Genomic DNA, 24714 nt, shown 5'->3' with positions numbered 1-24714 from the left:
AATGCGAAGAGAGATTGCAAGCGGGAATGGCGCGGGGTGCGCGCGGACCTGCGCACCCCGGCCTTGCGTCGATCAACGCGCCATGGCGACCAGCGAGAAAAAGGCGCCCTGAGGGTCGACGCAATTGAGGATCCAGGCGCCGCCGGGCACCTCCATCGGGCCCATGACGATCTGGCCGCCGCCGTCCGTCACGCGCTTTCCGGCGGCATCGAGGCCTTCGACGACGAAGTAATAGCCCCAGAAGGGCATGGGCGAGCCAGGAGGATTGGTCATCATGCCGCCGATCGCGTCGCCGCCGCGCACGGCGAATGTCTGGTAGGTGCCCAGGCCGGCGTCTGACATGTCGACGGCCGTATCCTTCGTCCAGCCGAAGGTTCTGGCATAAAAGTCCCACGCGCTGTCGAGATCGCCGGCCATCAGCTCGTTCCAGCCGATGTGGCCGGGTGTCATCATCGCGGGCCGGTCGGGGCCTTCATCCTCGGTGGAGAAGAGCGAGAAGACGGCGCCGTGCGGATCGCTCGCGACGGCAAAGCGGCCGATGCCGGGGATGTCCTGCGGCTGGCGACAGATTTTTCCGCCATTGGCCTCGATGTCCCGCAGCGTCTCCTCGATCCGGTCGGTGAAGATGTAGCCCATCCACATCGGCGGCATGCCTTCCGCTTCCGCCGGCAGCGTCATCAGGCCGGCCACCTGGCTTTCGCCGGCATAGGCGAGGATGTAGTCCATGCCCTCCATGCCGGAATCGCGCATCGACCAGCCGACGACCGACGCGTAGAACCGTTCGGCGGCCGGAACATCCGGCGTCATCAGCTCGTACCAGCAGAACGTGCCATAGTCCTTGTGCATGCGGTGGTCCCTTCTTTCGGTTGGCCTTCTCTCGGTCGGCGGGTTCAGTCGCAGCAGGATGATGTCTTCTGCGCCCCTGCATATTCGTCCTTGCGCTTGACGAAGCTGAGCGTGCCGGTCTCGTTGCGGCCCTTCGGTGCACGGTCGAGGATCATGAGCGTGCCGAGCGCCTCCTCGCCGCCGCGGGCATAGTCGGAATAGGTGTGGTAGACGGTGCCGTCCCCGTCCTTGAAGAAGGCGCTGAGGCCGGGAAGCTCGTCATGCGCATCGGCCGCGTCCGTCTCGCGGTAATTGTAGATGACCTTGCCGCTCGCCAGCTCCTCCTTCGTGAAGGAGACATGATAGTCGAAATTGAAATCGCTGCCATAGGCGGACACCCAGGGGAATTTCCAGCCCATGCGCTTCCTGTAGGCCTCAAGCTTTTCCAGTGGAGCGCGGGAGACGGCGATCATCGTGACGTCGTGGTTGTTGAGATGCGGCAGCATGCCATCGACATGGTCCGCCATGAAGGAGCAGCCGGGGCATCCGGCATCCCAGTCGGGACCATACATGAAGTGGTAGACGATGAGCTGGCTGCGGCCATCGAACAGGTCGGCCAACGTCTTCTCGCCATCGGGCGTGTCGAAGGTATAGGTCTTGTCGACCTTGACCCAGGGCAGGGCGAGGCGTTCGGCGCGCACCTTGTCGCGCAGCTTCGTCTCCTCCTTTTCAAGCGCCAGCAGCGCTTTGCGGGCAGTCAGCCATTCCTTTCGGGATACGACCTCGTGGTTCGGTCTCATGCTCGGAACTCCTCTTTCGCGGGCTTTCGACAAATGAGTTGGTATCAACATTTCTTGCCCATGTCAAAGCGCGCGCCGCCTTCACCGCTCCGGGATGGACTGTTTCTCGACGGCCTGTAACGCGGCGATGACGGTTTCGGTTGCCTGGAGCAGTCCCTTTTCGCCGAGCGCCTCGCCAAGTGCATCCGCCCACACCGCCTGGCGTGCCCGGATGGCGGCAAGCACCGCCTTGCCGCCATCCGTCAGAACCATCAGCTTGGCGCGCTGGTGGGCAGGGTTTTCGGCATAGACGATCAGACCGTCCCTTTCGAGGAGATCGGCGACGCGTTGCACGCCCTGCCGTGTCATGCCAAGCGCCCGTCCGGCATCGGCGACGGACATCGGCGCATGGTCGGCGGCGGCAAGCACCTGCCAGCGGGCGCTCGTCTGGCCGGCCGGTTTGGCCAGCGCATCGCCAGCGGTTTGCAAATGCCCGGCAAGGCGCAGGACCGAGATGGCGAAGGCGGCGAAGGCGTTGCCGGCGGGGGTGCGGTCGGAGCTCATATTGACAACATGCTGTCATTCTGCAAAAAGTGACTTTGACAGCATATTGTCATTTAGACGCCATTGGCGCAAGCGAGGAGAGCATCATGTTGAGGACCTACAAGGGAAGCTGCCACTGCGGAAAGATCCGCTACGAGGCCGATATCGATCTCTCCGCCGGCACGGGGCGCTGCAATTGCTCGATCTGCTCGAAGAAGCGCTATTGGGGCGCGCAGATCAAGCCGGACGCCTTCCGCCTGCAATGCGACGAGGCGGATCTTGGCGACTACCAGTTCGGCACGATGAGCGGGCACCACCGCTTCTGCAAGACCTGTGGCGTCTCGCCCTTCGGGCATGGCTATATCGAGGCGATCGGCGGGGCCTATGTCTCGATAAACGTCGCCTGCCTGGACGACATCGAGCAGGGCGAACTGGCGGAACTGCCGGTCCAGTATTTTGACGGGCGGAACAACGCCTGGTGGAACACGCCGGCCGAGACGCGCCACCTTTGAGAATCGGCCGGGCGCCGGATACGTCCAGCGCCCGGCGAACTTCTTACTCCGGCAGGATACGCACGGCGCCCTTGTCGGCACTGGCGGCGAAGGCGGCATAGGCCTTCAGCGCCGTCGTGACGTTGCGCCTGCGCGGGGCGGCCGGCTTCCAGCCGAGCTTGTCCTGCTCGGCGCGGCGCGCTGCGAGCTCCGCTTCCGGAACGGCAAGGTTGATCGTGCGGTTGGGGATGTCGATCTCGATGAGGTCGCCCTGACGCACGAGGCCGATCGCGCCGCCCTGCGCCGCTTCGGGCGAGGCATGGCCGATGGAAAGGCCGGACGTGCCGCCGGAAAAGCGCCCGTCGGTGATCAGTGCGCAGGCCTTGCCGAGGCCCTTCGACTTCAGGTAGCTCGTCGGATAGAGCATTTCCTGCATGCCCGGGCCGCCCTTCGGGCCTTCATAGCGGATGACGACCACGTCGCCGGCCTTCACCTCGCCGCCGAGAATGCCCTTCACCGCCGCATCCTGGCTTTCGAAAACGACGGCGGGGCCGGAGAACTTCAGGATCGATTCATCGACGCCGGCCGTCTTCACGATGCAGCCGTCGAGCGCGATGTTGCCCGAGAGCACGGCAAGGCCGCCATCCTTCGAGAACGGATGCTCGACGGAGCGGATGACGCCCTTCTCACCGTCGGTGTCCAGCTCGTCCCAGCGTGCTTCCTGGCTGAAGGCGACCTGGGTCGGGATGCCGCCGGGCGCGGCACGGAAGAAGGTGCGCACGGTCTCGCTGCTGGTGCGGGTGATGTCCCAGCGGTCGATCGCGTCGCCCAGCGTTTCGGCATGCACGGTCGGCGTGTCGCGGTGGATGAGGCCGCCGCGGTCGAGCTCGCCGAGGATGCGCATGATGCCGCCGGCGCGGTGCACGTCCTCCATGTGCACGTCGGCCTTGGCCGGCGCGACCTTGGAGAGGCAGGGCACCCGGCGCGACAGTTCGTCGATGTCGTCGAGATCGAAATCGATGCCGCCCTCATAGGCGGCCGCAAGGATATGCAGCACCGTGTTGGTCGAGCCGCCCATGGCGATGTCGAGCGACATGGCGTTCTCGAAGGCCTTCTTGTTGGCGACCGAGCGCGGCAGGATGCTGTCGTCTTCCTGCTCGTAGTAGCGGCGGGCGAGATCGACGATGAGGTGGCCGGCCTCGACGAAGAGGCGCCTGCGGTCGGCATGGGTCGCGAGCGTGGAGCCGTTGCCCGGCAGCGACAGGCCGAGGGCTTCGGTCAGACAGTTCATCGAATTGGCGGTGAACATGCCGGAGCAGGAGCCGCAGGTCGGGCAGGCGGAGCGCTCGATGACCTTGACGTCCTCGTCGGAGATCTTGTCGTCGGCGGCGGCGACCATGGCGTCGACGAGGTCGAGCGCATGGGTCTTGCCGTGCAGCACGACCTTGCCGGCTTCCATCGGGCCACCGGAAACGAAGACGGCGGGGATGTTGAGGCGCATGGCGGCGTTCAGCATGCCGGGCGTGATCTTGTCGCAGTTCGAGATGCAGACCATGGCGTCGGCGCAGTGCGCATTGACCATGTACTCGACCGAGTCGGCGATGATCTCGCGGCTCGGCAGCGAATAGAGCATGCCGTCATGGCCCATGGCGATGCCGTCGTCGACGGCGATCGTGTTGAATTCCTTGGCGACGCCGCCGGCCTTCTCGATCTCGCGGGCGACGAGCTGGCCGAGGTCCTTCAGGTGCACATGGCCGGGCACGAACTGGGTGAAGGAGTTCACCACCGCGATGATCGGCTTGCCGAAGTCCGTGTCCTTCATGCCGGTCGCGCGCCAGAGGCCGCGGGCACCGGCCATGTTTCGGCCGTGGGTGGTGGTTCGGGAGCGATATGCGGGCATGGTCAATTCCTCGAGTGGACGCGGCTGACATATGGGCTTTTTCGGGCCGCATTGCGAGCCTCAGCAGGGTTCCCTAGCGCAAAACACCCCGCGCGTCACGAAAGGAATGGAGATTTTTTGCCGATGCGACGCAATTTCCTTGCCGCGGTCCGCGGCGGACATGACCGTTGTCGGCACGGTGCATTCATGCGAAGGTCCGCGCCATGATCGGCACAGGCCAGGCTTTGGCGGAAACGGGCGCGGAAAGCGCCGAAGGGGCGCTCGACAAGAGCCCGCTCTATCTGCGCATCCGCGAGGTGCTGGCGGAGGCGATCGCCTCCGGACGGCTGCCGAAAGGCGCCCTGCTCCTGGAGGGGCCGGTCGCAACCCTCTTCTCCTCCACCCGCACGCCGGTCCGTCAGGCTTTCGCGCTGCTCGAGACGGCGGGGCAGATCCGGCGTTTCGACGGGCGCGGTTTCCTGGTGGGGCAGGGGCGCGGCGGGCCGAAGCGGGTGGTGCTGACGGCCGAGATGCTCGGCCTCGATGAGGAGGCGCCGGCTCTGCGCAAGGCGCCGGCCTGGGAGGCGATCTACGAGAGCCTGGAGCGGGAGATGGTGCATCTCTCCGTCTTCGGCCGCCACCGGATCAACGAGGTGGAACTGGCGCGTGCGCGCGGCGTCGGCCGGCAGGTGGCGCGCGATGCGCTGACGCGCCTGGAAGCGCTCGGCATCGTGGAAAAGGACGAGCGCATGCGCTGGACGCTGGTGCCGCTCGACGAACAGCGCATGCGCGACCTGCACGATATCCGCGTCGCGCTGGAGCCACTGGCGCTGAGCCAAGCCGCGCCCTTCATCCCGCCGGCCGAGCGCCATGCCATGACGCTACGGCTGGAAGAGGCGCTGGCCGCCTATCCGGATCTCTCCGTCGAGGCGATGGACGGCCTTGAAACCGACCTGCACATCACCTGCCTCGGCTACTGCCCGAACCGCGAACTGCTGATCGCGCTGCGCCGCGCCCGCTTCATGCTGAATGTCAGCAAGCACATTATCGGCGTTTCGCACCGCATGCCCGCCGACGAGCCCTTCATTGCCGAGCACCTGGCGGTGTTCCGCGCGCTCGACGTGGACGACCGGGGGCGCGCGGCCGAAACCCTTCGTCATCACATCACGGTTTCGCTGCCCAAGGTGATCGGCCGCGTCGCGGAGCTGCGCGTAGCGCACCGGCCGGACATGCCGGCCTATGCGACGCCCGTCGCCCGCTGAGGAGGAAACGATGAAGGTCAGGCGCATCGTCGCGAATATCGAGACGGCCAATCCGGCGGCCGTTGCCCGTTTCTATCGCGAGGTGCTCGGGCTGGAGCTGCTGATGGATCACGGCTGGATCGCCACCTACGGCACGGATGGCACCATGCCCTTGCAGGTGAGTTTCGCCTCGGAAGGTGGCGGGGGAACACCGGTGCCGGGCCTGTCGATCGAGGTGGATGATGTGGAGGCAGTCCACGCCGCCGTGGTGAGGGGCGGCTATCGTGTCGAATACGGACCGGTGGACGAGCCCTGGGGCGTACGGCGCTTCTTCGTGCGCGATCCCGCGGGGACGCTCGTCAATATCCTCATGCATGTCTGACGCTCAGGTGATGGCGCCAACCTGCCAGGGTACGAACTCGTTGTCGCCGTAGTCGAAGGCCTCGCTCGCCGTCTTCCGGCCGGAGGCGGTTTCGATGACGAAGTCGAAGATGCGCCGGCCGGCCTCCTCGATCGTCTCGGTGCCGTCGACGATCGTGCCGCAGTTGATGTCCATGTCCTCCTTGATATGCTCGTACATCGGCGTGTTGGTGGCGATCTTGATGCAGGGCGCCGGCTTGTAGCCGGAGACCGAGCCGCGGCCGGTGGTGAAGGCGACAAGGTTGCAGCCGCCGGCGATCTGGCCGGTCACGGCGGCCGGGTCGTAGCCGGGCGTATCCATGAAGACGAAGCCGGGCTCCGTCACCTCTTCGGCATATTCATAGACCGCGTTGAGCGGCATGGAGCCGCCCTTGGCGACCGCGCCGAGCGATTTTTCCAGGATCGTCGTGAGCCCCCCGGCCTTGTTGCCGTGCGAGGGGTTGTTGTTGAGTTCGGCATCGTTCCTCGCGGTATAGTCCCGCCACCAGTCAATGCGGGCGAGCAGCTTTTCCGCGACCTCCGGCCGGGCGGCACGACGGGTGAGGAGATGTTCGGCGCCGTAGATTTCCGGCGTTTCGGACAGCACCGTCGTTGCGCCTTCCTTCACCAGAAGGTCCGAGGCGATGCCGAGGGCGGGGTTGGCGGAAATGCCGGAATAGCCGTCCGAGCCGCCGCATTCCAGCGCCAGCTTGATGCCCGACAGCGGTTGCGGCGTGCGGCGGATGCGGCCGACATCCGGCAGCATGTCGTCGATCATCGCGCAGGCCGCCTCGATGGTCTTGCGCGTGCCGCCGTGGTTCTGGATCATCATGGTGCGGAAGGTCTTTCCTTCCTCCAGCCCGGCCTCCTCGACGAGCGGGCCGTACTGAAAGGTCTCGCAGCCGAGGCCGATCATCAGGATGCCGCCGAAATTCGGGTTGCGGGCATAGCCCTTGAAGGTGCGGGTGAGGATGCGCCCGCCCTCGGATTTCAGGTTCAGCGCGCAGCCGCCGCCATAGGTCAGCGCCACCACGCCGTCGATATTCTCGTGGCCGGTCTCGCGGAACCTGCGGGCATAATGCTCCGCGACATAGCGCGAGACCGTGGCGGAACAGTTCACGGTGGAGAGAATGCCGATATAGTTGCGGGTGCCGATGCGGCCGTTGCCGCGGTCGTAGCCCTCGAAGGTGCGGCGCTCGGCCTCCGGCACCATCTCCGGAGGGGCGTTGTCGACGCAGAATTCGTGTTTCAGCGCCACGTCGAGAATGGCGAGGTTCTGCAGGTGGACATGCTCGCCGGGGCGGATCGCCCGCGTCGCATAGCCGATGATCTGGCCGTATTTCCGCACCGGCTCGTTTTCCGCGATGGGCGCGATCGCCACCTTGTGCCCGCGCGGAATGCGCTCTTCGGCGGCGATGCCGTTCACCAGCAGGCGACCGGCATCGACATTGGCGGGAACAACCCCGACATTGTCTTTCGCGTTGAGGACGAGCACGGGGGGGAGATCGGCGAGCATGGCGGCTCCTTCGTTGGGACCGGCGCATTATGCACTTTGTCTGCAAAAGTCAATATTGTGAATTGGCCTGCGCCTCGTGAAGGGTGGTCATGGCTCTCGCCATCAATTTGTCGTATGATTGATCAGTAATTGTATGATCATTTATGCGAAGCAAGGGAGGAAGCGTGGCGGACAAGGCAACAAGGCAGGCGCATCGGCCGTTGTCGCGCCGACCACGGGTGCGTCACAATGTGACCGCGGCGATCGGCGGCGACATCTGCAGCGGGCGTTTCCCGCCCGGTGCGGTGCTGCCGCGCGAAAGCGATCTGTGCGCTGCCTACGGCGTCAGCCGCACGGTCATCCGCGAATCGCTGAAGGTGCTGGAGACCAAGGGGCTCGTGCGCGGCCGGCCGCGGGTCGGCACACTCGTCTGCGATCGTTCGGAATGGAACGTGCTCGATGCGCAGATCCTCGAATGGATGGGGCCGGACGTGCTGTCGGCCGACCTTCTCGGCTCCATCCTCGAAGCGCGCCGCACCGTCGAGCCCGCCGCCGCCTTCCTTGCCGCCGCGCGCGCGACGGCGCAGGAGATCGCCGATCTCGAACGCGCCTGCGACGACATGGGCGATGCCGAGGGCGACCTCGAGGCCTTCACCGCCGCCGACACGCGCTTCCACGAGACCTTGCTGAAGGCCAGCCACAACCAGGTCTTCCATCAGCTTTCCTCGATCATCCATGCAGCCCTTTCCTATGCGCTGCACGCCTCCAACCAGGCGGCGGACAAGCGTGATGAAGCGCTCGGCGTACACCGGGATCTGGTCGATGCGCTGCGCCTGCGGGATGGCGCGCGGGCGGAAGCCTGCTCGCGCCGCATCCTCGATCTCGCCGCGCGCGATCTTTCCGGCCTGATGGGTCGCACCGGCGCGCCATGACGAACGACGCGGGCGCAAGATCCCGTGGCTTGAAGACGAACTGACGAGGGATGGAGACTCCATGAAGATCACGAAGCTCACGACCTATATTGTTCCGCCACGTTGGCTGTTCCTGAAGGTTGAGACGGACGAGGGCATCGTCGGCTGGGGCGAGCCGGTGGTGGAGGGCCGCGCGCTGACGGTGGAGGCGGCCGTGCACGAGCTTGCGGACTATCTCATCGGCAAGGATCCGCTTTTGATCGAGGATCATTGGCAGGTTATGTACCGCGCCGGCTTCTATCGCGGCGGCGCCGTGCACATGTCGGCGCTCGCCGGCATCGACCAGGCGCTCTGGGACATCAAGGGCAAGGCCTATGGCCAGCCCGTCCATGCCCTGCTCGGCGGCCAGGTGCGCGACAGGATCAAGGTCTATTCCTGGATCGGCGGCGACCGGCCCTCGGACGTCGCCAACAATGCCCGCGAAGTCGTTTCCCGCGGCTTCAAGGCGATCAAGCTCAACGGCTGCGAGGAGATGCAGATCGTCGACAGCTGGGACAAGGTGGAGAAGGCGGTGGAGACCGTCGCCGTCATCCGCGAGGCGATCGGCCCGCATGTCGGCATCGGCGTCGACTTCCACGGCCGCGTGCACCGGCCGATGGCCAAGGTCCTGGCGAAGGAATTGCAGCCCTACAACCTGATGTTCATCGAGGAGCCGGTGCTGTCGGAGAACCGCGAGGCGCTGAAGGAGATCGCCAACCATTGCGCGACGCCGATCGCGCTCGGCGAGCGGCTCTATTCGCGCTGGGACTTCAAGTCGGTGCTGTCGGACGGTTATGTCGACATTCTCCAGCCGGACCTTTCGCATGCGGGCGGCATCACGGAATGCCGCAAGATCGCGGCGATGGCGGAGGCCTATGACGTGGCGCTGGCGCCGCATTGCCCGCTGGGTCCGATCGCGCTTGCGGCCTGCCTGCAGGTGGACGCGGTGTCGCACAATGCCTTCATCCAGGAGCAGAGCCTCGGCATCCACTACAACACGGGCAACGACATCCTCGACTACATCTCCAACAAGGCGGTGTTCCACTATGCCGACGGCTTCGTGTCGATCCCGCAGGGGCCGGGCCTCGGGGTGGAGGTGGACGAGCAATATGTCATCGAGCGGGCGAAGGAGGGCCACCGCTGGCGCAACCCCGTCTGGCGCCATGAAGACGGCAGCGTGGCAGAGTGGTGAGCCCGCCGCATCGTCGATCCGGAGAGCTGGGCCATCCGCCGGGCTTTTTCCTTTCCTGGCCGTGGTGGACGCAGGCCCTCGTCATGCCTATGTCATACGGGCACACCGCAAAGGAGAGATTCATGCGCCCCATCACCGGTTTCGTCGTCGCCGCGCTCGCGGTCCTGTCGCTGGCAGGATGCAGCACGACTGCGGCGAACAACACGACCTACGCCCGCCCGCCGGCCTCGAGCGGCCTGCAGATTCCGCTGAACTGACACGCGTGCGCAGTTCCGGCCCGGTGCGGGAACTGCGCCTTTCTCATGTAGACCGAGCCGCTTCAGGCCTGCCGAAGCGGAAACTCGATCGCGGCGCGGTAACGCCCTTCGGCCGTCGGGCCTGAGGAGAGACGCCATCGATTGGCAAAACGCGCCTGCAGCCGGTCGGTGATGTTGCGCAGGCCGACGCCCATGCCCGGCGGCTTGCGGGCCATGCCGCCGCCTTCCGGCAGGTCGTTTTCGACGGTGAGGACCATGCGATCCCCCTCCCGGCGCGCTTCCAGCACAATGGTTACCGGTTTACGCGATGCCGCGACGCCGTGCTTGACGGCGTTCTCGATCAACGGCTGCAGGATGAGATTGGGAACCAGCGCGGTGGCGAGTTCATCGGGCAGGCGGATGTCGAACCGCAAGCGATCGGCGAAGCGCTCGCGTTCGATCTCGAGATAGTCGCGCTGAAGGGCGATCTCCTCGGCCAGCGGCACGTCATGCAGCGGGTCGAGCGAGAGCGTCGTCTGCAGGAAGCGCGACAGGGACAGGACCATGCGGTCCGCCCGACCCGCCGATCCCTCCTCGATGAGGCCCGCGACGGAATTCAGCGTGTTGAAGAGGAAATGCGGATTGAGCTCGTAGCGCAGCGCCCGCATCTCCGCATCCAGCTTGCGCCGCTCGGCATTGAGAAGCGAGAGCGCGGCGGCATAGAAGCCGAAGGTCGCGACGTTCCACAGCAGGCTCATGCGGAACTGCAGGATGGCTTCGTCGAACGTCGCGGCGATCGCAAAGCCGGGCATGCCGAGGCCGCCGGGCAGCAGGTGCGGCCCGAGGGCCACGACGGCCGTGACGTCGAAGGCCGCCTGGCCGACGGCAACCACCAGAACGGCCAGAACGCCGAGCCCGAGCGCCCTTTCCCGCGGCAGGCCGTGCAGCCGCTGGAGGATCTGCGCCAGCAGCAGCGCCAGCAGGACGCTGCTCAGCCAGCCGGGTGCAAGGATCAGGGCGCCGCCCGAGAGCAGCAGGAAATCGTTGATGAAGAGCGCCGTCCAGAGTGTGACGGCCAGGACGAGCGCTTCGCGCCCATGGATGATGCCGGCCATGCCTGCTCCCGAAACCGCTGCCTTTCGGGAACGCGTATTCGCCCCCTTCTTGCTATGCCCCGTAAGCGGCCCCGGGAAAATGTCCTTGTGATGTTGTTCACGAAAAAACCCGGCTTGCACATGGCAAGCCGGGTTTTCCTTCGATGCATGGCTTCTAAAGCGCGCCGCGATCTTTCAGATCCGTGCCTCACGCTTTAGGTCGTTGATTTTCCGCATGTCGTTGGCGCAAAGCCGCTGCACACTTTTGCACGACGTGCTTTTAGTGGCTGTCGGCCATGCGGGCGGCCTCGACGGCATCGGACTGCTCGAAGCGCACGCCGTTGAAGAAGGCGTTCAGCAGGACGGCGACGATGGAGGCGAGCACGATGCCCGATTCGATGATGGGATGGATCGCATGCGGCATCCACATCAGGTAGTTCGGGGCGAGCAGCGGGATCAGGCCGAAGCCGATGGAGACGGCAACCACGAAGAGGTTGTTGCGCGAGGACTTGAAGTCCACCGTCGTGAGGATGCGCACGCCCGTCGCGGCCACCATGCCGAACATCACGAGGCCGGCGCCGCCGAGGATGAAGGTCGGCACGGCCTCGACGAGGGCGCCCATCTTCGGGATCAGTCCGAGGACGATCATGATGATGCCGCCCGCGACGCAGACATAGCGGCTCTTCACGCCCGTGACGCCGACGAGGCCGACATTCTGCGAGAAGCTCGTATAGGGGAAGGTGTTGAACAGGCCGCCGATCATCGTGCCGATGCCGTCGACGCGCAGGCCCGCCGTCAGGTTCTGCTGGGAGACCGGCCGGCCGGTGATTTCCCCGAGCGCCAGGAACATGCCGGTCGATTCGATCATGACGACGATCATGACGAGCGTCATGGTGGCGATCAGCACGGGATCGAAGATCGGCATGCCGAAGCGCAGCGGCGTGACGACTGCGAACCACCCGGCATCGGCCACGCGGTCGAAATGCATCATGCCGAGGATCGACGCGGCGACGCAGCCGATGACGACGCCGCTGAGGACGGCGATGTTGCTGATGAGGCCGCGGCCGAAGCGGGCGATGGCGAGGATCGAGACGAGCACCAGCGCCGACAGCGCGATATGGCTCGGCTCGGCATAGATCGGGTTGGAAACGGTCGGCGCGATGGCAAAGCCGCTCGGAACCGCCGGGCCGCCGCTTTCCGCCAGCGTCTTCATCTGGGCGAGCCATTCGGCATGGGCCGGGTCGATCAGCTTGGGCGCGGTCGGGCCGAAGGGATTGCCGAAGGTCCAGTTGATGCCGACGCGCATCAGCGACACGCCGATGACGAGGATGATGGTGCCCGTCACCACGGGCGGAAAGAAGCGCAGCAACCGGCCCATCAGGGGCGCGATCAGGAGAGCGATGAAGCCGGCGCCGATAATGGCGCCGAAGATCATGCGCGCGCCCTCCGTTCCCGGCGTCATGGTGGCCATGGAGACCATCGGCCCGACGGAGGCGAAGGTGACGCCCATCATGACGGGCAGGCGGATGCCGACATGCCGGCCGAAGCCGAGCGACTGGATGATGGTGACGAGGCCGCAGACGAAGAGGTCGGCGGAAATCAGGAACGCGACATCCTGCGGGCTGAGCTGCAGCGCGCGTCCGACGATGAGCGGCACGGCGACGGCGCCGCCATACATGACGAGTACGTGTTGGATGCCCAGCGTTGCGAGCCTGCCCGCAGGCAGTTTCTCGTCCACCGGGTGTATGCTGGATGCGTCGCTCATGGATACTCCTCCCATCCCATCGACCTTCCGAATTCCCGTCCTCCAACGGGGTGCGCCATCTTTGGTAGAGCGACAGACGGTCGCAAGCATAGCCCGGCGATAAACACTTTACGGTTTTCTGGGGTAATCCTGCGAGGAAGCTGGTCCGCCGCGTGCCTGGGGCTTGCCGGATTCAGCTGGAATTTCATCGGTTTGGCACCGATCCGGCGCCCGATATGCGACGTGAGCCAGCCTTCATTTGACCGCAAGTCACCCGCTGCCGTCAACTGTTTCCTGCGCGGCATATGTGTATTTCCACGCCGCCACCGGAAGAGCGGGAAACAGGCCTGGAGAGAGGCGCCGTGCTGGAAAGCAGGAAGCCGCGCGCGCGAAGCGAGGCAGCGCCGCGGCGGGCCACCGGAGACCTGATCCGGCGGTCCCCGACCTTGCCGGCAGGCCGGAAAAGCAAAAGGCCTTCCGGTTTCCCGAAAGGCCTTTGGAATTCGAATGGTGGGCGTGACAGGCATCTAAGCAGCTCAATTCGCCTTTGTTTTTACTGTCTTTTTCGATTTAATTCCCTCACCGGAAATAAGGTGAGGGATTTCTATGTTCCCGATCTGGTCCGCGACGATGCGGCTGGCCTCGATGCCGAGCCGCTTCCTGTCGACCCCCTTGGTGTAGATTTCGGCCGTCGAGAGCTTCGTCCAGCCGTATTGCGCCAATAGCTGATGGCTTCCCGCGCCGCCCTCCGCCGCAAGCGTTGCACTGAGCTTGCGCAGTCCGTGCGCGGACTTGCTGACCCCCGCGTCGGTGCACTTCTCCTTGAACCAGTTCCCGAAGCTTTCCTTGGTGAAGGCTTTTCCCTGAGAGCTTTCGATCAGATGCAGGCCGCGCCGCGGCGTGGCGTCGATCATCTTCACCAGATCGTCTGATAGCTCGATCGATATCCGGTATCCGGTCTTCGCGGTGTCGATCGACATCACCCGGCCCTGAATGTGCTGCCGACCGATGACGGCAATATCCGACCGGCGCAGACCGGTCAGGAGCATCAGCTCCATTGCCAAACGCTCGGGCGTCCCGATCTCGTGCTTCGCGCGATACTTCCGCACATCGTCCTTGGTCCACGCCGGGAAGCCGTCGGTCTTGTAGGTCGGCAGCACGATATCGCCGGTCGGGTCGGTCGGGACGATCCGCATTCGCCTAGCCCATCCGAACATCCCCCGCATCACCTTAAGGAAGTTCGCGGCCAGCGCTGGCGTCTCGTGGCGCTTATCGACCGCTTCCTGGATGACGTCCTGCGTAAACCCGGTCAGCGCTGAGCGTGCGCTCGTTTTCAGAACCTTCACCATGATGAGGCGCTGCTGCTTCTGCGTCGCCGCGCTGTAGCCGGCCCATTTGGCGCTCTCGGTCGTGTATCGGTCCCAGAGCCACTGTAGCGTGCCCTCGTAGACCTTCGGAACGGGAAGGGGCGCGCCGCCCGTCAGCGCCGCCATATAGGCCGCCTTGAAGGTCGGATCGTTCGGGGCGGGGAGGCGGATGCGCTTTCCCTTGCCGATGCGGAAATAGAAGACCCACTTGTCATGGCGGGTCTTCTGCTTGTGAACGTGAAGGGGGAGTTTCCGGGGCATCCCGGATTCTTCACAGGACCGGGCGGGAGTAGTCAATTCCATCGCTCTTCTTCGGGGCGATGTCCGGCGCCGTCGTTCCGGCGTGCGGTATGATCGACACGACCGCATCCCCGATCTTGATATCAATGCGACAGCTGGTCTCGTTCGCGACTTCGGCGGCGCGCATCATGTCCTGTTTGCGGATGAGGGCAGGGGCTGACATGGATCAGTTCTCCCCGTTGTTCGACTTATCCACAGGGGCCTCGCCAAGCAGTGAGCGCAGGAAGATCATTAAGATTCGCTCCTGGTCAATATGGCAATTCCTGATGCTATCTTGGACGACGTCGTCGGCGAGCGCCCAACGGGCTTTTGCGCGGACGTCCTCGATCGTGCGGCAAGGGCAGCGCATGACCGCCAGTTCCGCTTCTTCCTTCCTGTCCCAGATGCCTTCTTCGTTGATGTGGCCCTCGTCCGTTATTCGAAACTCGGCGGTGGCGGCGAGGTGTGCTTCGATAAGATCGGTCAGCATTCCCCGTCCTCCAGCAATGCGTCGGCGACGGCCTACGCCTGGTTCAGTTCGTGCTCGGCTTGCTCGGCCAGAAGGTCGAGCGCCCACATGTCGCGAGGGTCCTTGAAGCCCTGCGCCGCGAGACGGAGGGCGTGGAGATAGGAACGGGCGGCACCGAAGGCATCTTCAAGACGCTGGCTAGGTGTCTGGGGCATCACACGCCCTCCGCCCGATCGAGGAAGGATTCGAGGAAGTCTATCGCCACCTCATAGGAGAGATCGCCCCGCTCTTGTCTGGCAGCCAGATAGCGCCCCTTGAGCAAGATTGCCTCGAAAGAGGTGGCGGGATGCAAGGCAATCGCGTGAATCAGTTCGATGCCGTGCGTCGAAAGCTCGTCGCCACCCTTTTCCGCAAACTCCGGGCTATCGTCATCATGCTCGTCCAGCAGCGCGCAAAACCGCGTCTCGTTGTCGATATGCTGGTTGATCAGGGCAAGCAGGTCTTCGCGCTCCCGAGCCTCTGCCAGGGCGATAGCGCACACCGCGTTGATGGTCTCGACGCTGTAGTCTGCGGCCATCGATCCAAGGCAGGTTTGCGTGGTGTGGTGCAGGAAGAAATCCTGCAGCGATTTGATGGGCTGGTCGGCAACCGCCGTTTCCAGCTTGCAGAGCGGGTCCTGGTATGGGTCCGCTTCGTCATCGTCCATCGGGCGCTGCGCGACGTAGAGCGGAAGCCACTTGGCGAACAGGTCGGCGATGACGGAGGGCTGCGGGTCGAAAAAGAAGGTTTTCATTCCGCCGCCCTCCGTTCTGCGTCGGCCTTCATCCAGCCAAGAGCGGCTTTCATCATGGCAGGGATGCGTGGAGTTTCGCCGGCCTCGTAGTCTTCGATGGCGAATTCCAGTGCCTCCATCGCCTCGCCGAGGGTTTCAGCCGGACGGTCCCACTCTTCGAGCACTTCGATCTTGTCCCAGTAATCGACGGGGATATGATCGTCTTCGCCTCGGTCCTCGGCCTCCGACTGCTTCGCGAGGTGGACGTATTTCACGGCCTTGTAGCGCAGGATCGCGGTGTTGAGCGAAATGTCAGCCATCACGCAGCCTCCACTTCCGAGACTTCAACGCTGAGATGCGCGGTGGCCGCGACAAAGGCCGGAAGGTCTTCCGCGTAATACGCCGCCCGCTGGATCAGCAGCCATGCGCGATCCTCGGCTTCCTCGGGCGTAGTCGGCTTTGCATCCTTGGCGACCTGCTCGACGAGTTCAATGCAGCCGTTGAGATGGTCGAGAAACACATCGCCGATCTCGCCGGCCGCGTTGTACAGATTTCCACTCGTGAAACGCCCTTGGTTCAAGAACGCGCAAGCCGTTTCGTCCAACGCGAAGAACAGGGCGAGGAGCGCGCGCAGTTCCTTCATCGAGAGCTTCCGCAGTTCCTCGACGGTGAGGAGATGTGTGATCTCGGGTTCGGTGGTGCCCATGATGAGCGACGAGATTGAGGGCACAGCCTCGCCCCCGGCCGGAATCGGTCCGTTCATGACTTCTCTCCATTTTCCTGTTGGGTGGTGCCGGCTAGGGCCGGTCTGTCATTTCTGAATTTGTGCCACGGCGGCGCGGTTTACTCGCGCCGGATCAGCCGGCGGCGGTGTCGGTTTCCGCGAGATCGGCGAAAAAGCGGACGACATTGGCCACGTCCTTGAGATAGCGCGCCGAATTCGTGAGATTGGCCATATGGTTGTCGACCTGCGCACGCTTCAGCATCAACTCGTCGAGCAAGCTCTTTTCGGCCGCTTCTTCCTGGTTGATCAGCCCATTCTCCAGTTCATAGGCGATGCCGGCATCGTCGATCTGGCGGCAATGCTCGACGTGGGATTTCATCCAGCGGTACTCGGCCTCAAGGACCTTCTCGATATTTTCGAGACGGATCAGCGCCGTTCGCAGAATTTCTTGCGCGCTCGAATCGGCTGCCTGCGGCATTTCAATCTTTTTCGGGACGTTCATGATGTTTTCCTCGGGGGCATGGCTTAGGGGTTGGCCTCCTCAATTTGAGGGGTGCCTATTCGTTCTTGACCAGCTTCAGGCGCCCTTGGCCCTGCCGCTCGGCGACATAGGTCTTGGCCTTGCTCAACAGGCCGTTTTCCATGCAGTGGCGGGCCTTGTCGGGGTCGAAGAGGCGAACCGCCTTCCCCCCGATATCGGCGCGTAAGCCGAATTCCATCGCCGCGCCCATCTTCTTCAGACGGTTGCCGAGCCAGAGTGTGCCGCACTTCAAAGCGGGCAGTCCGAATTGCTCCCAGATATGCCGAGCGGTGACGCCGGTGCGTTGGATGGCGTCCGGCCGCACCTTCTCGCGCAGGTCGGAGAGTTCACGGCGCATGGCATCCAGATCGGCGTGGACCGGCTCAAGCTCCTGCCGGACGACGACGCCAGCGTTGCGCTTGATCATCCCGCCGAGCATGGTGCGCGTGGCCTGATCGAATTCAACGTTGCCGGTCAAATGGCCCCGGCGCCAAGCAACGAAGACCTTGATCAGCATGTGCCGAACGGCCGGGGCCTTCTCGGCATCGGAAAGAGAGGCGACGAGCAACGCCTGCTCTTCTGAAAGCCAATATTCGATGACCTCCGACTTGCGCCCTCTACCAGACGTCACGACTTTGACGCCGCGCCGCACGGCGCCAAAGGCTTCAAGCTCAGCCATGTTTCGGTCGATCAGTTCACGAATGACTCGTGGACGTTTGAAACCAAGACGGTGCGCGAGGTCGAGATCAAGGGTGCAGGGCTCGCCATCATAAACGGACAGCTCGACGTCGGCGACGGAGAAGGACGAGACGTTCATCGCGTGCCCTCCATTGCCCGGAGCATGTCGCGGGCATTGTCGAGCGCAGCACGAGCCGCCAGCGCAACAGCCGAAACCCCGTGCCCGACGTCGCCGCCTATGCCGTCGCCGGTCTTGTCCAGCGCGGTCAGCAGGTCGAAGGCGGTTTCGATCTCGTCGCGGAGTTCGGCGAACTTGGGGAGGGTGCCCCCCGTAGGCTTGGCGGACGGAGAGGGGATATTCCGCGCCGGAATATCGGTTGTGGCGGCGTGGACATGAAGATCAATGCCGAGGATGGCCTTGAGCGCCAGCACTGACTTGGACCGCAGCACCACGCTGCGCTCGATACGATCGACTGTCTGCTGGGAGGTTCCCGCCTTTTCAGCCAGGAAAGCCTGAGACCATCCATTCGCCTCGCGCGCCGCGCGGATGATCGGCCCGTCCGTCGTCGGCGCGAGGTGGATGATGTCGGCGGCGGATTGATGTGCGTTCATGGCTACTCCATCGAGCTGATGAAGCGTTAATTATCCCTGAACGGATAGGTGGTCAAGCAGAAATTATCCGCGAACGGATTAGAACGGTGGCGTTTGCCAAATGTACGGCTTCACCCATTCAATCGGATGCACGTTTTCTACCGGAATGTCGGTGAGGTCGGAGGCGCGAGGGGACGTCAACGTCCACTTCCCCTCTGAAGAGCCGCGCAGGATCTTCCTAATGATGAAGCGACCGTCCGGCAGTTCCGCGACGACCACGCTGCCCACTCCGTCGGCAGGTTGGGTCGGATCACCAAAATATATGACGGCATGAGCTGCGAACTCGGGGAGCAGCGTATCCGATGTGACACGAACCGCAGTCAATTTTTTGTACGCAGTTGGGGGCTTTGGTGCCCACATCTGGTCAGCACGGTCAATCCAGCGAATTGTCTGCGCCTCTTCGATCACGCCGCGGACAGGCATCAGGTCGAACTTTTCCGAAAGGCCATAGACCTCATTATAGAGATCAGAAAGGCTGTCTCGGTGATCGCCTTCAGGTGCGGTTCCCTTTGTCCAGCGATTGACAGTAGACTGGCTAACCCCCAGCCGCTCAGCGACTTTTGTCTGGGTCCATCCAGGCATAGCGAGAAGTGAGATCAGTTTTTCGTTTATAGACATGGGGTTACAATATCCGTGATTGGATGGCGTTTCTATTTCCTTTCACGGATAATCGATATTGCCTAACTATCCGCGAACGGATATGGTTAGCGCGCTATGAACAACATCCGTTTTATCCGAACCCAAGTTTTCAAGATCAGCCAGGCCGAGTTCGCTCGGATCGCTGACACCGGCCAAGCGGTCGTTTCGCGATGGGAGAAGGGCGACACCTCGCCCTCTCTGGAACAACTTCGACGGATCCGTGAGGAGGCGCGTAGGCGTGCCCTTGCTTGGGACCATGATTGGCTCTTCGGTGCCGCCCCGGTGTCCGCATGAGGCCGCCCCTGAACCTCCCCGCCGCCGACGACGTCACGCGCGCCGCCATGTGGCTGGCTGACATCGCCCGTTGGCCGGAATCCCCGGCAGACCTCCTGATCCACCGCTTCGACTTGAAGGTCTGGCAGGCCCGCAAGGCCGTCGAGAAGGCCCGGAAGATGCAGTTGCTGCGGCGGGTATCCTGATGGGCGCCTTTGCGGAATGGCAACCCCGCTATGCCGAGCACGGCATTGTCACCTTCCCCGTCGTCGTCGACGAGAAACGGAAGAAACCCGCCATCCAAGGCTACCTAAAGATCGGCCTGCCGACGAGCGGCCAACTGGTGATGAAGTTTCCCGAGCACGACGCCCTCGGGCTGGCGTGCAAGCGGAACCGGATTTCCGTTCTCGACGTCGACACGACGGACGAGCGTGAACTTGCGGATGGACTCGCACGGCACGGCCAGACGCCGTTCATCGTCCGCAGTGGGTCTGGGCATTTCCAGGCTTGGTATCGCAACAGCGGTGAGAGCCGCCGAATCCGTCCCGATCCGACTCGGCCGGTCGATATTCTCGGCAACGGCTATGTCGTCGCGCCGCCGTCAATGGGCGCTCGTGGCAGATACCAGATCATTCAGGGCAACATGGACGATCTCGACCGCCTGCCGAAGATGATCAACGTCGCCCCGATCACCGGCCGCGGCGAGGATTTGTCCGCACGCAAGACGCAATCCGGTCCCGACCTCGCCGGCATGCACCAAGGCTCTGGCCGCAACAACACCTTGTTCAGCCGCGCTCTTCGCCAAGCGCACGTCGCATCAACCAAAGAGGAGCTTATCCAGATGGTTTCCCAGGCAAACCAGCAGTTTGCTCAGCCGTTGCCTGCCGACGAGGTGCTGAGCGTCTCGCATTCCGCGTGGAAGTACAAGGAGGCCGGCCGGCTCATGGTCACGGGCGGCGAGGCAACCGCCGTCATCTTCCAGAGCGATATCGACCATCTCTGGGACCAGCCGACAGCCTTGTCGCTTCTGGTGCGGCTCCGGCTCGCCAATGGGCATCGCAACGGCGAGCCTTTCCCGCTGACCAGCGGCATCGCAGCGAAGCTCAACATCAGCAAGGACACTTACCTCGCCGCTCGGAAAGTCCTTATCGACCGGTTCTTCCTTGAGATCGTCCACCCCGGGGGCAGGGGTCGTCACGACCAGCCGTTGGTGAGGCTGATGTGATGAAGGGGGGAGGAAGGCAGGAGAAGAGGTGTCTTAGTTATGTTGTGTCGAGATTTTCGACCCTAAGACTTCCCCCTCATTTGGAGGGCGGCATGACCATCGCGCTCTCCACGATCGACAAACTTGGGAAGCTTTTCCCTCGCCTGGCGAGCGATCATGACGGCGAGGTCGTTGCAACAGCTCGGGCGATTGTTCGGACGTTGGCGTCGGCCGGTGCCACGCTTCACGACATCACCGCCGAGATGCAGCCGAAGGTTCGCGTTCAGGAGCGTGTCGTCTACCGGGACGCTCCGAAGCCGAAGCCGAAGGCAAGTCGGAAGGCGAAGAAGGCGTCTCCACCGCCCGAGCCTCCGCCGCAGGCGACACGCGGCAAGTTTGTGCCCTACGAGGAGGTTTTGAAGTTCGGGCCTCAACTTCTCGAACTCGATCTGAACGGTAAGGAAATGGACTTCGTCCTGCAAATCCTGACCTGGGCCGAGACCTACAAATCCAAGTTCACGCTGACCGCAAAGCAGGCTGGTTGGTGGCAGCGCTTGTTGGTCGAGAACGATGTTGCCACACCTGAAGGACCAGCAGCATGAGCACCACTGTCGGGAAAATGAAGATCCAGATTGCCGGCGAGACCAAGGCGAGGTTGGCAGCCGAGCAGAGGGCGAGCGACGCGGAGGCGCGGGCCGAGGCGGCGGAGAAGCGGGAACGCAATTTGGACGGGGAGCTTCGGCGCCTTCGCTCGCGAGTGTCCGAGCTGGAAGCGCTCACCGCTTCGACAGGGAGGGCCGCGTGATCCTCCTCGACCTCATCAAACTCAAAGGCCGCCTTTGGTGGCGGAGGGTAACACTATGACCCCGATCCTGAACATCACGCGCAACGACGACGGGCAATACCAGATCACCGACCCGAACGGGAAGTTGGTCGAGGGGCCGTTCGATACCAACGCTGCGGCGTGGAAGGCTCTCGACAGGCTGGACAGCGAGGCCGCTTTGCCGAAGCGGCGCAAGAACAAGCCCGTCCTCTGGGGTAAGCCGGAAACCAACTCGAAGAAGACGCGTCGGAAGGAGAAGCGGCAGAAGGAGCGAGCCGACCACAAGATGAAGGTTAACGCGGCAAAGGCCGTCGGCTGGGTTCGTGGCGTCGCCGCGGTCAAGTTCGATCCGGCCGGCGAACGGGCCTACCGAGACCACAAGCTCGGCACCTTCGGGGCGGCATCCGAGGTCAAGCGGATCGATCCCGCTGAATACCTGGCTGCCAAGGCGCGAGGCGAAGCTTGAACCGCAAAACCGTCAACATCTACAAGGTGACGCGGGAATGCGGCGTACGGCTGGTCGCTTCGCGGGAGCATAGCCCCGCCAGCCGCCGGCCGTTCGACTGTTTTTGCAAGCCGACGGTCCGGGAGATCGGCCAGCGTTGGGGAGAGGGGCACTTGCGCCTGGTTCTCATGCTCATGACAGGCACACGCGCCAACGCCCGCGGGCTTTATGCGGACATGATGAAAGCCGTTGCCCGGCTCCTCGCCGGCAATCCCGACCTGATTCGCCGGCCGTCCCTGGTCGACGAGTTCAACACCATCGACCTTGGTCGTCTGCGCAGTCAGGCGAAGGCCATGCGGTGCGGAGTGCCGACGAGCGACGTGTTGCTTGTCCTGCTGTCGGTAAAGTTCAAGGCCGTGGCGAGCGGCGAAGCAATCGAGACAGGAGAAGAGGCATGAATTTCACGGACTGGACGGCCAAGCTGGTGAAGGACCGGATCATCGAAATGGCAGACACGCTGCGCATGGTGCCGGCAGTGAAGGGGCCGAAGAGCTACGGGAATGCCATGCCAGAGGGCGTCAGGCAGCGTTCGGAGGCTTTCGGGTATCACAAGGCCACTTATCGAGAAACCGCGTCAGCGGCTGCCCTCTGGCGAATGGAGCAATGCTTCGGGTGGATAAATTCTCTGCCCGACCAGTCTGACCGTGAACTTCTTTACGGCTGGTCGTTCGAAAAGGTGCGAACCGGGCGCTCTCTGGCCGACTTCGCCGAAGAAAATGGCATGAACGAGAGAAAATTGCTCCGGGCTGTAATCGCTATCTGCCAGCGGATTGCCGATCGCCTAAACCAAGAGAGGCAAATTCGGCTTTCGGCCCTGGATTGCGCCGTGTCCGAAAATGCGTTTGAACTCACGTCAACAACGGTACCGTCCGAGAAATGCGCCACACACTGGCGAGCGTCGGACGGAAGGCCGCACATCGACCCTGCTCTGCCGAAAAGCCGAGTAATCGACCCCCGGAAGATCCGGGCGCGGCATTCGGAAAAGAACCGGAGCCTCGGGGCACGCTAGGAATCCAAGGGGAAGCCGCTACGCCTGAATCCATAGCCTACTGGCCGGCGTACTTCTCTTTCATCTGCCGCCCAACGCGGGCGCCGAGGGCGAATGCTTCTTTCTTCAGCCAGCGCTCAGCGGATGCTTTGCCGTCGCGAGCCACACGGCGTCGATATTCTCGCTCTAGCCGCGGACGATGGCTATCCATAATGCGCTGTCCCTCAGCCCGCGCTTGGCGCTCTGCCTTGGCAGACATGGACCGATTTGACTGGCGAATTTTTCGCTTTTTTTTCGTGTCAACTTTCGGTTCGAGGCGCTTTTTATTCTCGCCCTTGCTATGCGGTTGAGTAGTCACCGTTCTGTTGTCGAGATTGGGTTCGGTAGGACTCTCAAGCCCTTCGACTGCCAGGGATGGCGATGGAAGTGCTACAGCTACGCTGATCAGGATCGCTGAAAGTGCAAGACGTGACAAATCATTTCTCCTTCTATGGCCGAAGATGGTCACAGTTGGGTCGATTTCGAGGTCGCGAGCCTACTTTTTGCTTGAGGATAGGAAAATTGCAAGTTTGGACAGTGGCGGTGGCACCGATCTACTGATTGGACAACCATCCATGAGACCGGCCGGTATCGAGCCTCGCCCATTCCAAAGCCCATCGGGAAGGCGGCCATGCCAATGTTAGGCGGTCGTGAAGGCCGCGGGATGTACGCAGCCGTTCCTTTCCGACCCCATACGGCATAGCCGTAACCTTGGGAGCAGCTTCCAAGGCAAAGTCCCAAGGCATAGCGCCAAGAGAGCCCGTCCCGGTCTGTCACCCGGTGGCGGGCTTTCGTTTCAGGAGAGAGAGAAGAGCGGGATGGTTCTCATCATTCGCCCTCTTTGCGGCAAATCGAGGCATGAAGGTTTTGCTCGGCATCACTTGCCGTTTGGCTTTTCCGGTTTCGCTGATGGTTTCAGCCCGGGGTCGTCATCGACCGTCTTACCTGGCTTTGTGGGTTCCTTCACGTCCTTAAACGGATCGTTGTTCGGTTGGAGCCCGATACCTGTGCCTGTGTTGGTGTCTGTTGATGTACCTGTTGAGTTTCCCATGTTGGTACCTCCCAATTTTAGCCACCAGATTATGCAACGCAAGATCGCAGGAGTCGATAGGCCTAATTCCAGCGCGCGCATCTCCGTCGTACGCTGGTAGGTCGTAGGGACTGGAACGCCCTACGGCCATTCATTACAGCCCGGCCACCTTGCGGAGATCGTCGTTCATTCGGCTCTGCCAGCCTTTGCCCGTCGCCTTGTAGTGCTCGACGAGATCGGGATCGAGGCGGATGGTGATTGGTTTTTTGGTGACCTCGGCCTTCGGCCGGCCGCGTACGGCCTTCTCCATCTTCTCCGCAATATCGGGGAAGACCTCCTTGAAGGGTCGGGCGGATTTCATCTCCTCCTCGGTAAGAGGAGGATTATCGGATACTGCGTCCCAATCGTCTTTCGTATAGCCGCGGCCTGGATGAAACTGCTCGCGGGGTCTGTACTTGATAACCATCAGATCAGGTTCCTTTCGTCTTCCCGGGCCGGGCGCATCGAGATAACCGAAAGCGCCTCGGTGCCGAGGGTTACGAAGATCACGACGACGGTGCCGTCTGCGAGACGACCGATAGCCTTGGACCGCCCATGCTTCGCAGGGACGACGACCGAGGCAAGGAAGAACTCGAAAGACAGTGCAGCGAAATCGAGACTGTGTTTCTCGATGTTGGCGATGCGCTTCGGTTCGTCCCATACGATCTTCATATAATGTACGTACGATAAATCCCGCGAATGTGCAAGGAATATTTGTACGTACGGAAATCATTTTTGTACGTACAGGTAGGCGATGCCGTCACGCCCTCCCGCCCACCGTCCGCCGATGCAGGGTGACCGGCAGCAACACCCGCTAGTGCGGATCGGCAGGATTGTCCTGAACTA

At 63.0% G+C, this 24714-nt stretch carries 36 protein-coding genes; 14 read left to right on the top strand and 22 right to left on the bottom strand.

Features of this window, described 5'->3' with window-relative positions:
* Positions 1 to 72: 72 nt before the first annotated feature.
* From AABQ55_RS21795 to AABQ55_RS21785, 3 genes are all read right to left on the bottom strand, one after another.
* Positions 73 to 846 carry a VOC family protein gene (locus AABQ55_RS21795; RefSeq protein ID WP_272806553.1) on the bottom strand — a complete coding sequence of 258 codons (774 nt, stop codon included), beginning with the start codon at positions 844 to 846 and terminating at the stop codon, positions 73 to 75.
* A gap of 44 nt (positions 847 to 890) precedes the next feature.
* Positions 891 to 1625 (bottom strand): DUF899 domain-containing protein, encoded by a 735-nt coding sequence (locus AABQ55_RS21790; RefSeq protein WP_272806552.1) that lies wholly within the window; start codon positions 1623 to 1625, stop codon positions 891 to 893.
* Positions 1626 to 1706: 81 nt separating this feature from the next.
* On the bottom strand, positions 1707 to 2168 hold the full coding sequence (locus tag AABQ55_RS21785) for a MarR family winged helix-turn-helix transcriptional regulator (RefSeq protein WP_244768262.1): 462 nt from the start codon (positions 2166 to 2168) through the stop codon (positions 1707 to 1709).
* An 86-nt stretch (positions 2169 to 2254) separates the two neighbouring features.
* On the opposite strand from AABQ55_RS21785, the gene AABQ55_RS21780 reads away from it, so the two are divergent.
* Complete coding sequence (locus tag AABQ55_RS21780; RefSeq protein WP_272806551.1) at positions 2255 to 2659, top strand: GFA family protein; 405 nt, start codon at positions 2255 to 2257, stop codon at positions 2657 to 2659.
* A 43-nt stretch (positions 2660 to 2702) separates the two neighbouring features.
* On the opposite strand, the gene ilvD is transcribed toward AABQ55_RS21780, so the two are convergent.
* Positions 2703 to 4538 carry a dihydroxy-acid dehydratase gene (gene ilvD / locus AABQ55_RS21775; RefSeq protein WP_272806550.1) on the bottom strand — a complete coding sequence of 612 codons (1836 nt, stop codon included), beginning with the start codon at positions 4536 to 4538 and terminating at the stop codon, positions 2703 to 2705.
* Between the two features lie 203 nt (positions 4539 to 4741).
* On the opposite strand from ilvD, the gene AABQ55_RS21770 reads away from it, so the two are divergent.
* Positions 4742 to 5779 carry a GntR family transcriptional regulator gene (locus AABQ55_RS21770; RefSeq protein WP_272806549.1) on the top strand — a complete coding sequence of 346 codons (1038 nt, stop codon included), beginning with the start codon at positions 4742 to 4744 and terminating at the stop codon, positions 5777 to 5779.
* Between the two features lie 10 nt (positions 5780 to 5789).
* Positions 5790 to 6140 (top strand): VOC family protein, encoded by a 351-nt coding sequence (locus AABQ55_RS21765; protein WP_272806548.1) that lies wholly within the window; start codon positions 5790 to 5792, stop codon positions 6138 to 6140.
* A gap of 3 nt (positions 6141 to 6143) precedes the next feature.
* Here AABQ55_RS21765 and AABQ55_RS21760 read toward each other — a convergent pair whose 3' ends face one another.
* A complete protein-coding gene (locus AABQ55_RS21760; RefSeq protein ID WP_272806547.1) occupies positions 6144 to 7673 on the bottom strand; it encodes a UxaA family hydrolase in 1530 nt (509 codons plus the stop codon).
* 143 nt (positions 7674 to 7816) lie between these two features.
* Between AABQ55_RS21760 and AABQ55_RS21755 the strand changes: the two genes are divergently transcribed.
* The 3 genes from AABQ55_RS21755 to AABQ55_RS21745 all read left to right on the top strand — a co-directional run bounded on the left by AABQ55_RS21755 (position 7817) and on the right by AABQ55_RS21745 (position 10051).
* Positions 7817 to 8584: a FadR/GntR family transcriptional regulator gene (locus AABQ55_RS21755; RefSeq protein WP_272806546.1), complete on the top strand. Its 768-nt coding sequence runs from the start codon at positions 7817 to 7819 to the stop codon at positions 8582 to 8584.
* A gap of 61 nt (positions 8585 to 8645) precedes the next feature.
* Entirely contained in the window at positions 8646 to 9794 is a 1149-nt protein-coding gene (gene dgoD, locus AABQ55_RS21750; RefSeq protein WP_244766543.1) for a galactonate dehydratase, read from the top strand.
* Between the two features lie 122 nt (positions 9795 to 9916).
* Complete coding sequence (locus tag AABQ55_RS21745; protein WP_272806545.1) at positions 9917 to 10051, top strand: hypothetical protein; 135 nt, start codon at positions 9917 to 9919, stop codon at positions 10049 to 10051.
* Between the two features lie 62 nt (positions 10052 to 10113).
* Here the strand turns inward: AABQ55_RS21745 and AABQ55_RS21740 are convergent, their stop codons facing one another.
* The 13 genes from AABQ55_RS21740 to AABQ55_RS21680 form a co-directional block, all read right to left on the bottom strand.
* On the bottom strand, positions 10114 to 11145 hold the full coding sequence (locus tag AABQ55_RS21740) for a sensor histidine kinase (RefSeq protein WP_272806544.1): 1032 nt from the start codon (positions 11143 to 11145) through the stop codon (positions 10114 to 10116).
* Positions 11146 to 11404: 259 nt separating this feature from the next.
* Positions 11405 to 12889, bottom strand: a complete 1485-nt coding sequence (locus AABQ55_RS21735; RefSeq protein WP_244768271.1) for a nucleobase:cation symporter-2 family protein — start codon at positions 12887 to 12889, stop codon at positions 11405 to 11407.
* 515 nt (positions 12890 to 13404) lie between these two features.
* Positions 13405 to 14496: a tyrosine-type recombinase/integrase gene (locus tag AABQ55_RS21730; protein WP_272806543.1), complete on the bottom strand. Its 1092-nt coding sequence runs from the start codon at positions 14494 to 14496 to the stop codon at positions 13405 to 13407.
* 10 nt (positions 14497 to 14506) lie between these two features.
* Positions 14507 to 14698 (bottom strand): hypothetical protein, encoded by a 192-nt coding sequence (locus AABQ55_RS21725; RefSeq protein ID WP_272806542.1) that lies wholly within the window; start codon positions 14696 to 14698, stop codon positions 14507 to 14509.
* Positions 14699 to 14701: 3 nt separating this feature from the next.
* Complete coding sequence (locus AABQ55_RS21720; RefSeq protein ID WP_272806541.1) at positions 14702 to 15004, bottom strand: hypothetical protein; 303 nt, start codon at positions 15002 to 15004, stop codon at positions 14702 to 14704.
* Positions 15005 to 15036: 32 nt separating this feature from the next.
* Positions 15037 to 15198 (bottom strand): hypothetical protein, encoded by a 162-nt coding sequence (locus AABQ55_RS21715; protein ID WP_272806540.1) that lies wholly within the window; start codon positions 15196 to 15198, stop codon positions 15037 to 15039.
* Positions 15198 to 15776 carry a hypothetical protein gene (locus AABQ55_RS21710; RefSeq protein ID WP_272806539.1) on the bottom strand — a complete coding sequence of 193 codons (579 nt, stop codon included), beginning with the start codon at positions 15774 to 15776 and terminating at the stop codon, positions 15198 to 15200. The genes AABQ55_RS21715 and AABQ55_RS21710 overlap by 1 nt, the downstream gene beginning before the upstream one ends.
* A complete protein-coding gene (locus AABQ55_RS21705; protein ID WP_272806538.1) occupies positions 15773 to 16075 on the bottom strand; it encodes a hypothetical protein in 303 nt (100 codons plus the stop codon). Before AABQ55_RS21705 ends, AABQ55_RS21710 begins: the two co-directional genes overlap by 4 nt.
* Positions 16075 to 16518 carry a hypothetical protein gene (locus AABQ55_RS21700; protein ID WP_272806537.1) on the bottom strand — a complete coding sequence of 148 codons (444 nt, stop codon included), beginning with the start codon at positions 16516 to 16518 and terminating at the stop codon, positions 16075 to 16077. The genes AABQ55_RS21705 and AABQ55_RS21700 overlap by 1 nt, the downstream gene beginning before the upstream one ends.
* A 94-nt stretch (positions 16519 to 16612) precedes the next feature.
* Complete coding sequence (locus AABQ55_RS21695; protein WP_272806536.1) at positions 16613 to 16981, bottom strand: hypothetical protein; 369 nt, start codon at positions 16979 to 16981, stop codon at positions 16613 to 16615.
* 55 nt (positions 16982 to 17036) lie between these two features.
* Entirely contained in the window at positions 17037 to 17816 is a 780-nt protein-coding gene (locus AABQ55_RS21690; RefSeq protein ID WP_272806535.1) for a hypothetical protein, read from the bottom strand.
* Complete coding sequence (locus AABQ55_RS21685) at positions 17813 to 18289, bottom strand: helix-turn-helix domain-containing protein (protein WP_272806534.1); 477 nt, start codon at positions 18287 to 18289, stop codon at positions 17813 to 17815. Before AABQ55_RS21685 ends, AABQ55_RS21690 begins: the two co-directional genes overlap by 4 nt.
* 78 nt (positions 18290 to 18367) lie before the next feature.
* Complete coding sequence (locus AABQ55_RS21680) at positions 18368 to 18946, bottom strand: XRE family transcriptional regulator (protein WP_272806533.1); 579 nt, start codon at positions 18944 to 18946, stop codon at positions 18368 to 18370.
* A gap of 96 nt (positions 18947 to 19042) precedes the next feature.
* Here AABQ55_RS21680 and AABQ55_RS37795 point away from each other — a divergent pair, with 96 nt between their 5' ends.
* The 8 genes from AABQ55_RS37795 to AABQ55_RS21645 all read left to right on the top strand — a co-directional run bounded on the left by AABQ55_RS37795 (position 19043) and on the right by AABQ55_RS21645 (position 22781).
* On the top strand, positions 19043 to 19261 hold the full coding sequence (locus AABQ55_RS37795) for a helix-turn-helix domain-containing protein (protein WP_353851169.1): 219 nt from the start codon (positions 19043 to 19045) through the stop codon (positions 19259 to 19261).
* On the top strand, positions 19258 to 19446 hold the full coding sequence (locus AABQ55_RS21675) for a hypothetical protein (protein ID WP_272806532.1): 189 nt from the start codon (positions 19258 to 19260) through the stop codon (positions 19444 to 19446). Before AABQ55_RS37795 ends, AABQ55_RS21675 begins: the two co-directional genes overlap by 4 nt.
* Positions 19446 to 20465, top strand: coding sequence for a bifunctional DNA primase/polymerase (locus AABQ55_RS21670; protein WP_272806531.1), 1020 nt, complete (start codon positions 19446 to 19448; stop codon positions 20463 to 20465). The genes AABQ55_RS21675 and AABQ55_RS21670 overlap by 1 nt, the downstream gene beginning before the upstream one ends.
* 92 nt (positions 20466 to 20557) lie before the next feature.
* Positions 20558 to 21046 carry a hypothetical protein gene (locus AABQ55_RS21665; RefSeq protein ID WP_272806530.1) on the top strand — a complete coding sequence of 163 codons (489 nt, stop codon included), beginning with the start codon at positions 20558 to 20560 and terminating at the stop codon, positions 21044 to 21046.
* Positions 21043 to 21249: a hypothetical protein gene (locus tag AABQ55_RS21660; RefSeq protein WP_272806529.1), complete on the top strand. Its 207-nt coding sequence runs from the start codon at positions 21043 to 21045 to the stop codon at positions 21247 to 21249. The genes AABQ55_RS21665 and AABQ55_RS21660 overlap by 4 nt, the downstream gene beginning before the upstream one ends.
* Before the next feature lie 55 nt (positions 21250 to 21304).
* Positions 21305 to 21733, top strand: coding sequence for a hypothetical protein (locus AABQ55_RS21655; protein WP_272806528.1), 429 nt, complete (start codon positions 21305 to 21307; stop codon positions 21731 to 21733).
* The gene (locus AABQ55_RS21650) at positions 21730 to 22170 is read left to right on the top strand and encodes a hypothetical protein (RefSeq protein WP_272806527.1); all 441 of its coding nucleotides are present in this window, start codon (positions 21730 to 21732) and stop codon (positions 22168 to 22170) included. Before AABQ55_RS21655 ends, AABQ55_RS21650 begins: the two co-directional genes overlap by 4 nt.
* A complete protein-coding gene (locus tag AABQ55_RS21645) occupies positions 22167 to 22781 on the top strand; it encodes a DUF6362 family protein (protein ID WP_272806526.1) in 615 nt (204 codons plus the stop codon). Before AABQ55_RS21650 ends, AABQ55_RS21645 begins: the two co-directional genes overlap by 4 nt.
* Positions 22782 to 22818: 37 nt before the next feature.
* Here AABQ55_RS21645 and AABQ55_RS21640 read toward each other — a convergent pair whose 3' ends face one another.
* The 4 genes from AABQ55_RS21640 to AABQ55_RS21625 all read right to left on the bottom strand — a co-directional run bounded on the left by AABQ55_RS21640 (position 22819) and on the right by AABQ55_RS21625 (position 24540).
* Positions 22819 to 23235, bottom strand: coding sequence for a hypothetical protein (locus AABQ55_RS21640; RefSeq protein WP_272806525.1), 417 nt, complete (start codon positions 23233 to 23235; stop codon positions 22819 to 22821).
* A gap of 441 nt (positions 23236 to 23676) precedes the next feature.
* Positions 23677 to 23850 carry a hypothetical protein gene (locus tag AABQ55_RS21635; RefSeq protein WP_272806524.1) on the bottom strand — a complete coding sequence of 58 codons (174 nt, stop codon included), beginning with the start codon at positions 23848 to 23850 and terminating at the stop codon, positions 23677 to 23679.
* Between the two features lie 133 nt (positions 23851 to 23983).
* Positions 23984 to 24295 carry a BrnA antitoxin family protein gene (locus tag AABQ55_RS21630; RefSeq protein WP_272806523.1) on the bottom strand — a complete coding sequence of 104 codons (312 nt, stop codon included), beginning with the start codon at positions 24293 to 24295 and terminating at the stop codon, positions 23984 to 23986.
* A complete protein-coding gene (locus tag AABQ55_RS21625; protein ID WP_272806522.1) occupies positions 24295 to 24540 on the bottom strand; it encodes a BrnT family toxin in 246 nt (81 codons plus the stop codon). Before AABQ55_RS21625 ends, AABQ55_RS21630 begins: the two co-directional genes overlap by 1 nt.
* Positions 24541 to 24714 lie beyond the last annotated feature (174 nt).

Origin of the sequence: Shinella sp. WSD5-1 (assembly GCF_963942435.1) — a bacterium.
In the GTDB taxonomy this organism is placed as follows: domain Bacteria; phylum Pseudomonadota; class Alphaproteobacteria; order Rhizobiales; family Rhizobiaceae; genus Shinella; species Shinella yambaruensis.
Note: the sequence above shows the minus strand (reverse complement) of the source record. Positions and strands in the feature narration are given on the sequence as shown.

Excerpts from the sequence above, each read along its gene's own strand:
- AABQ55_RS21795 (WP_272806553.1), bottom strand. The coding sequence starts at position 846 with ATGCACAAGGACTATGGCACGTTCTGCTGGTACGAGCTGATGACGCCG.
- AABQ55_RS21790 (WP_272806552.1), bottom strand. The coding sequence starts at position 1,625 with ATGAGACCGAACCACGAGGTCGTATCCCGAAAGGAATGGCTGACTGCC.
- AABQ55_RS21785 (WP_244768262.1), bottom strand. The coding sequence starts at position 2,168 with ATGAGCTCCGACCGCACCCCCGCCGGCAACGCCTTCGCCGCCTTCGCC.
- AABQ55_RS21780 (WP_272806551.1), top strand. The coding sequence starts at position 2,255 with ATGTTGAGGACCTACAAGGGAAGCTGCCACTGCGGAAAGATCCGCTAC.
- ilvD (WP_272806550.1), bottom strand. The coding sequence starts at position 4,538 with ATGCCCGCATATCGCTCCCGAACCACCACCCACGGCCGAAACATGGCC.
- AABQ55_RS21770 (WP_272806549.1), top strand. The coding sequence starts at position 4,742 with ATGATCGGCACAGGCCAGGCTTTGGCGGAAACGGGCGCGGAAAGCGCC.
- AABQ55_RS21765 (WP_272806548.1), top strand. The coding sequence starts at position 5,790 with ATGAAGGTCAGGCGCATCGTCGCGAATATCGAGACGGCCAATCCGGCG.
- AABQ55_RS21760 (WP_272806547.1), bottom strand. The coding sequence starts at position 7,673 with ATGCTCGCCGATCTCCCCCCCGTGCTCGTCCTCAACGCGAAAGACAAT.
- AABQ55_RS21755 (WP_272806546.1), top strand. The coding sequence starts at position 7,817 with ATGCGAAGCAAGGGAGGAAGCGTGGCGGACAAGGCAACAAGGCAGGCG.
- dgoD (WP_244766543.1), top strand. The coding sequence starts at position 8,646 with ATGAAGATCACGAAGCTCACGACCTATATTGTTCCGCCACGTTGGCTG.
- AABQ55_RS21745 (WP_272806545.1), top strand. The coding sequence starts at position 9,917 with ATGCGCCCCATCACCGGTTTCGTCGTCGCCGCGCTCGCGGTCCTGTCG.
- AABQ55_RS21740 (WP_272806544.1), bottom strand. The coding sequence starts at position 11,145 with ATGGCCGGCATCATCCATGGGCGCGAAGCGCTCGTCCTGGCCGTCACA.
- AABQ55_RS21735 (WP_244768271.1), bottom strand. The coding sequence starts at position 12,889 with ATGAGCGACGCATCCAGCATACACCCGGTGGACGAGAAACTGCCTGCG.
- AABQ55_RS21730 (WP_272806543.1), bottom strand. The coding sequence starts at position 14,496 with ATGCCCCGGAAACTCCCCCTTCACGTTCACAAGCAGAAGACCCGCCAT.
- AABQ55_RS21725 (WP_272806542.1), bottom strand. The coding sequence starts at position 14,698 with ATGTCAGCCCCTGCCCTCATCCGCAAACAGGACATGATGCGCGCCGCC.
- AABQ55_RS21720 (WP_272806541.1), bottom strand. The coding sequence starts at position 15,004 with ATGCTGACCGATCTTATCGAAGCACACCTCGCCGCCACCGCCGAGTTT.
- AABQ55_RS21715 (WP_272806540.1), bottom strand. The coding sequence starts at position 15,198 with ATGCCCCAGACACCTAGCCAGCGTCTTGAAGATGCCTTCGGTGCCGCC.
- AABQ55_RS21710 (WP_272806539.1), bottom strand. The coding sequence starts at position 15,776 with ATGAAAACCTTCTTTTTCGACCCGCAGCCCTCCGTCATCGCCGACCTG.
- AABQ55_RS21705 (WP_272806538.1), bottom strand. The coding sequence starts at position 16,075 with ATGGCTGACATTTCGCTCAACACCGCGATCCTGCGCTACAAGGCCGTG.
- AABQ55_RS21700 (WP_272806537.1), bottom strand. The coding sequence starts at position 16,518 with ATGAACGGACCGATTCCGGCCGGGGGCGAGGCTGTGCCCTCAATCTCG.
- AABQ55_RS21695 (WP_272806536.1), bottom strand. The coding sequence starts at position 16,981 with ATGAACGTCCCGAAAAAGATTGAAATGCCGCAGGCAGCCGATTCGAGC.
- AABQ55_RS21690 (WP_272806535.1), bottom strand. The coding sequence starts at position 17,816 with ATGAACGTCTCGTCCTTCTCCGTCGCCGACGTCGAGCTGTCCGTTTAT.
- AABQ55_RS21685 (WP_272806534.1), bottom strand. The coding sequence starts at position 18,289 with ATGAACGCACATCAATCCGCCGCCGACATCATCCACCTCGCGCCGACG.
- AABQ55_RS21680 (WP_272806533.1), bottom strand. The coding sequence starts at position 18,946 with ATGTCTATAAACGAAAAACTGATCTCACTTCTCGCTATGCCTGGATGG.
- AABQ55_RS37795 (WP_353851169.1), top strand. The coding sequence starts at position 19,043 with ATGAACAACATCCGTTTTATCCGAACCCAAGTTTTCAAGATCAGCCAG.
- AABQ55_RS21675 (WP_272806532.1), top strand. The coding sequence starts at position 19,258 with ATGAGGCCGCCCCTGAACCTCCCCGCCGCCGACGACGTCACGCGCGCC.
- AABQ55_RS21670 (WP_272806531.1), top strand. The coding sequence starts at position 19,446 with ATGGGCGCCTTTGCGGAATGGCAACCCCGCTATGCCGAGCACGGCATT.
- AABQ55_RS21665 (WP_272806530.1), top strand. The coding sequence starts at position 20,558 with ATGACCATCGCGCTCTCCACGATCGACAAACTTGGGAAGCTTTTCCCT.
- AABQ55_RS21660 (WP_272806529.1), top strand. The coding sequence starts at position 21,043 with ATGAGCACCACTGTCGGGAAAATGAAGATCCAGATTGCCGGCGAGACC.
- AABQ55_RS21655 (WP_272806528.1), top strand. The coding sequence starts at position 21,305 with ATGACCCCGATCCTGAACATCACGCGCAACGACGACGGGCAATACCAG.
- AABQ55_RS21645 (WP_272806526.1), top strand. The coding sequence starts at position 22,167 with ATGAATTTCACGGACTGGACGGCCAAGCTGGTGAAGGACCGGATCATC.
- AABQ55_RS21635 (WP_272806524.1), bottom strand. The coding sequence starts at position 23,850 with ATGGGAAACTCAACAGGTACATCAACAGACACCAACACAGGCACAGGT.
- AABQ55_RS21630 (WP_272806523.1), bottom strand. The coding sequence starts at position 24,295 with ATGGTTATCAAGTACAGACCCCGCGAGCAGTTTCATCCAGGCCGCGGC.
- AABQ55_RS21625 (WP_272806522.1), bottom strand. The coding sequence starts at position 24,540 with ATGAAGATCGTATGGGACGAACCGAAGCGCATCGCCAACATCGAGAAA.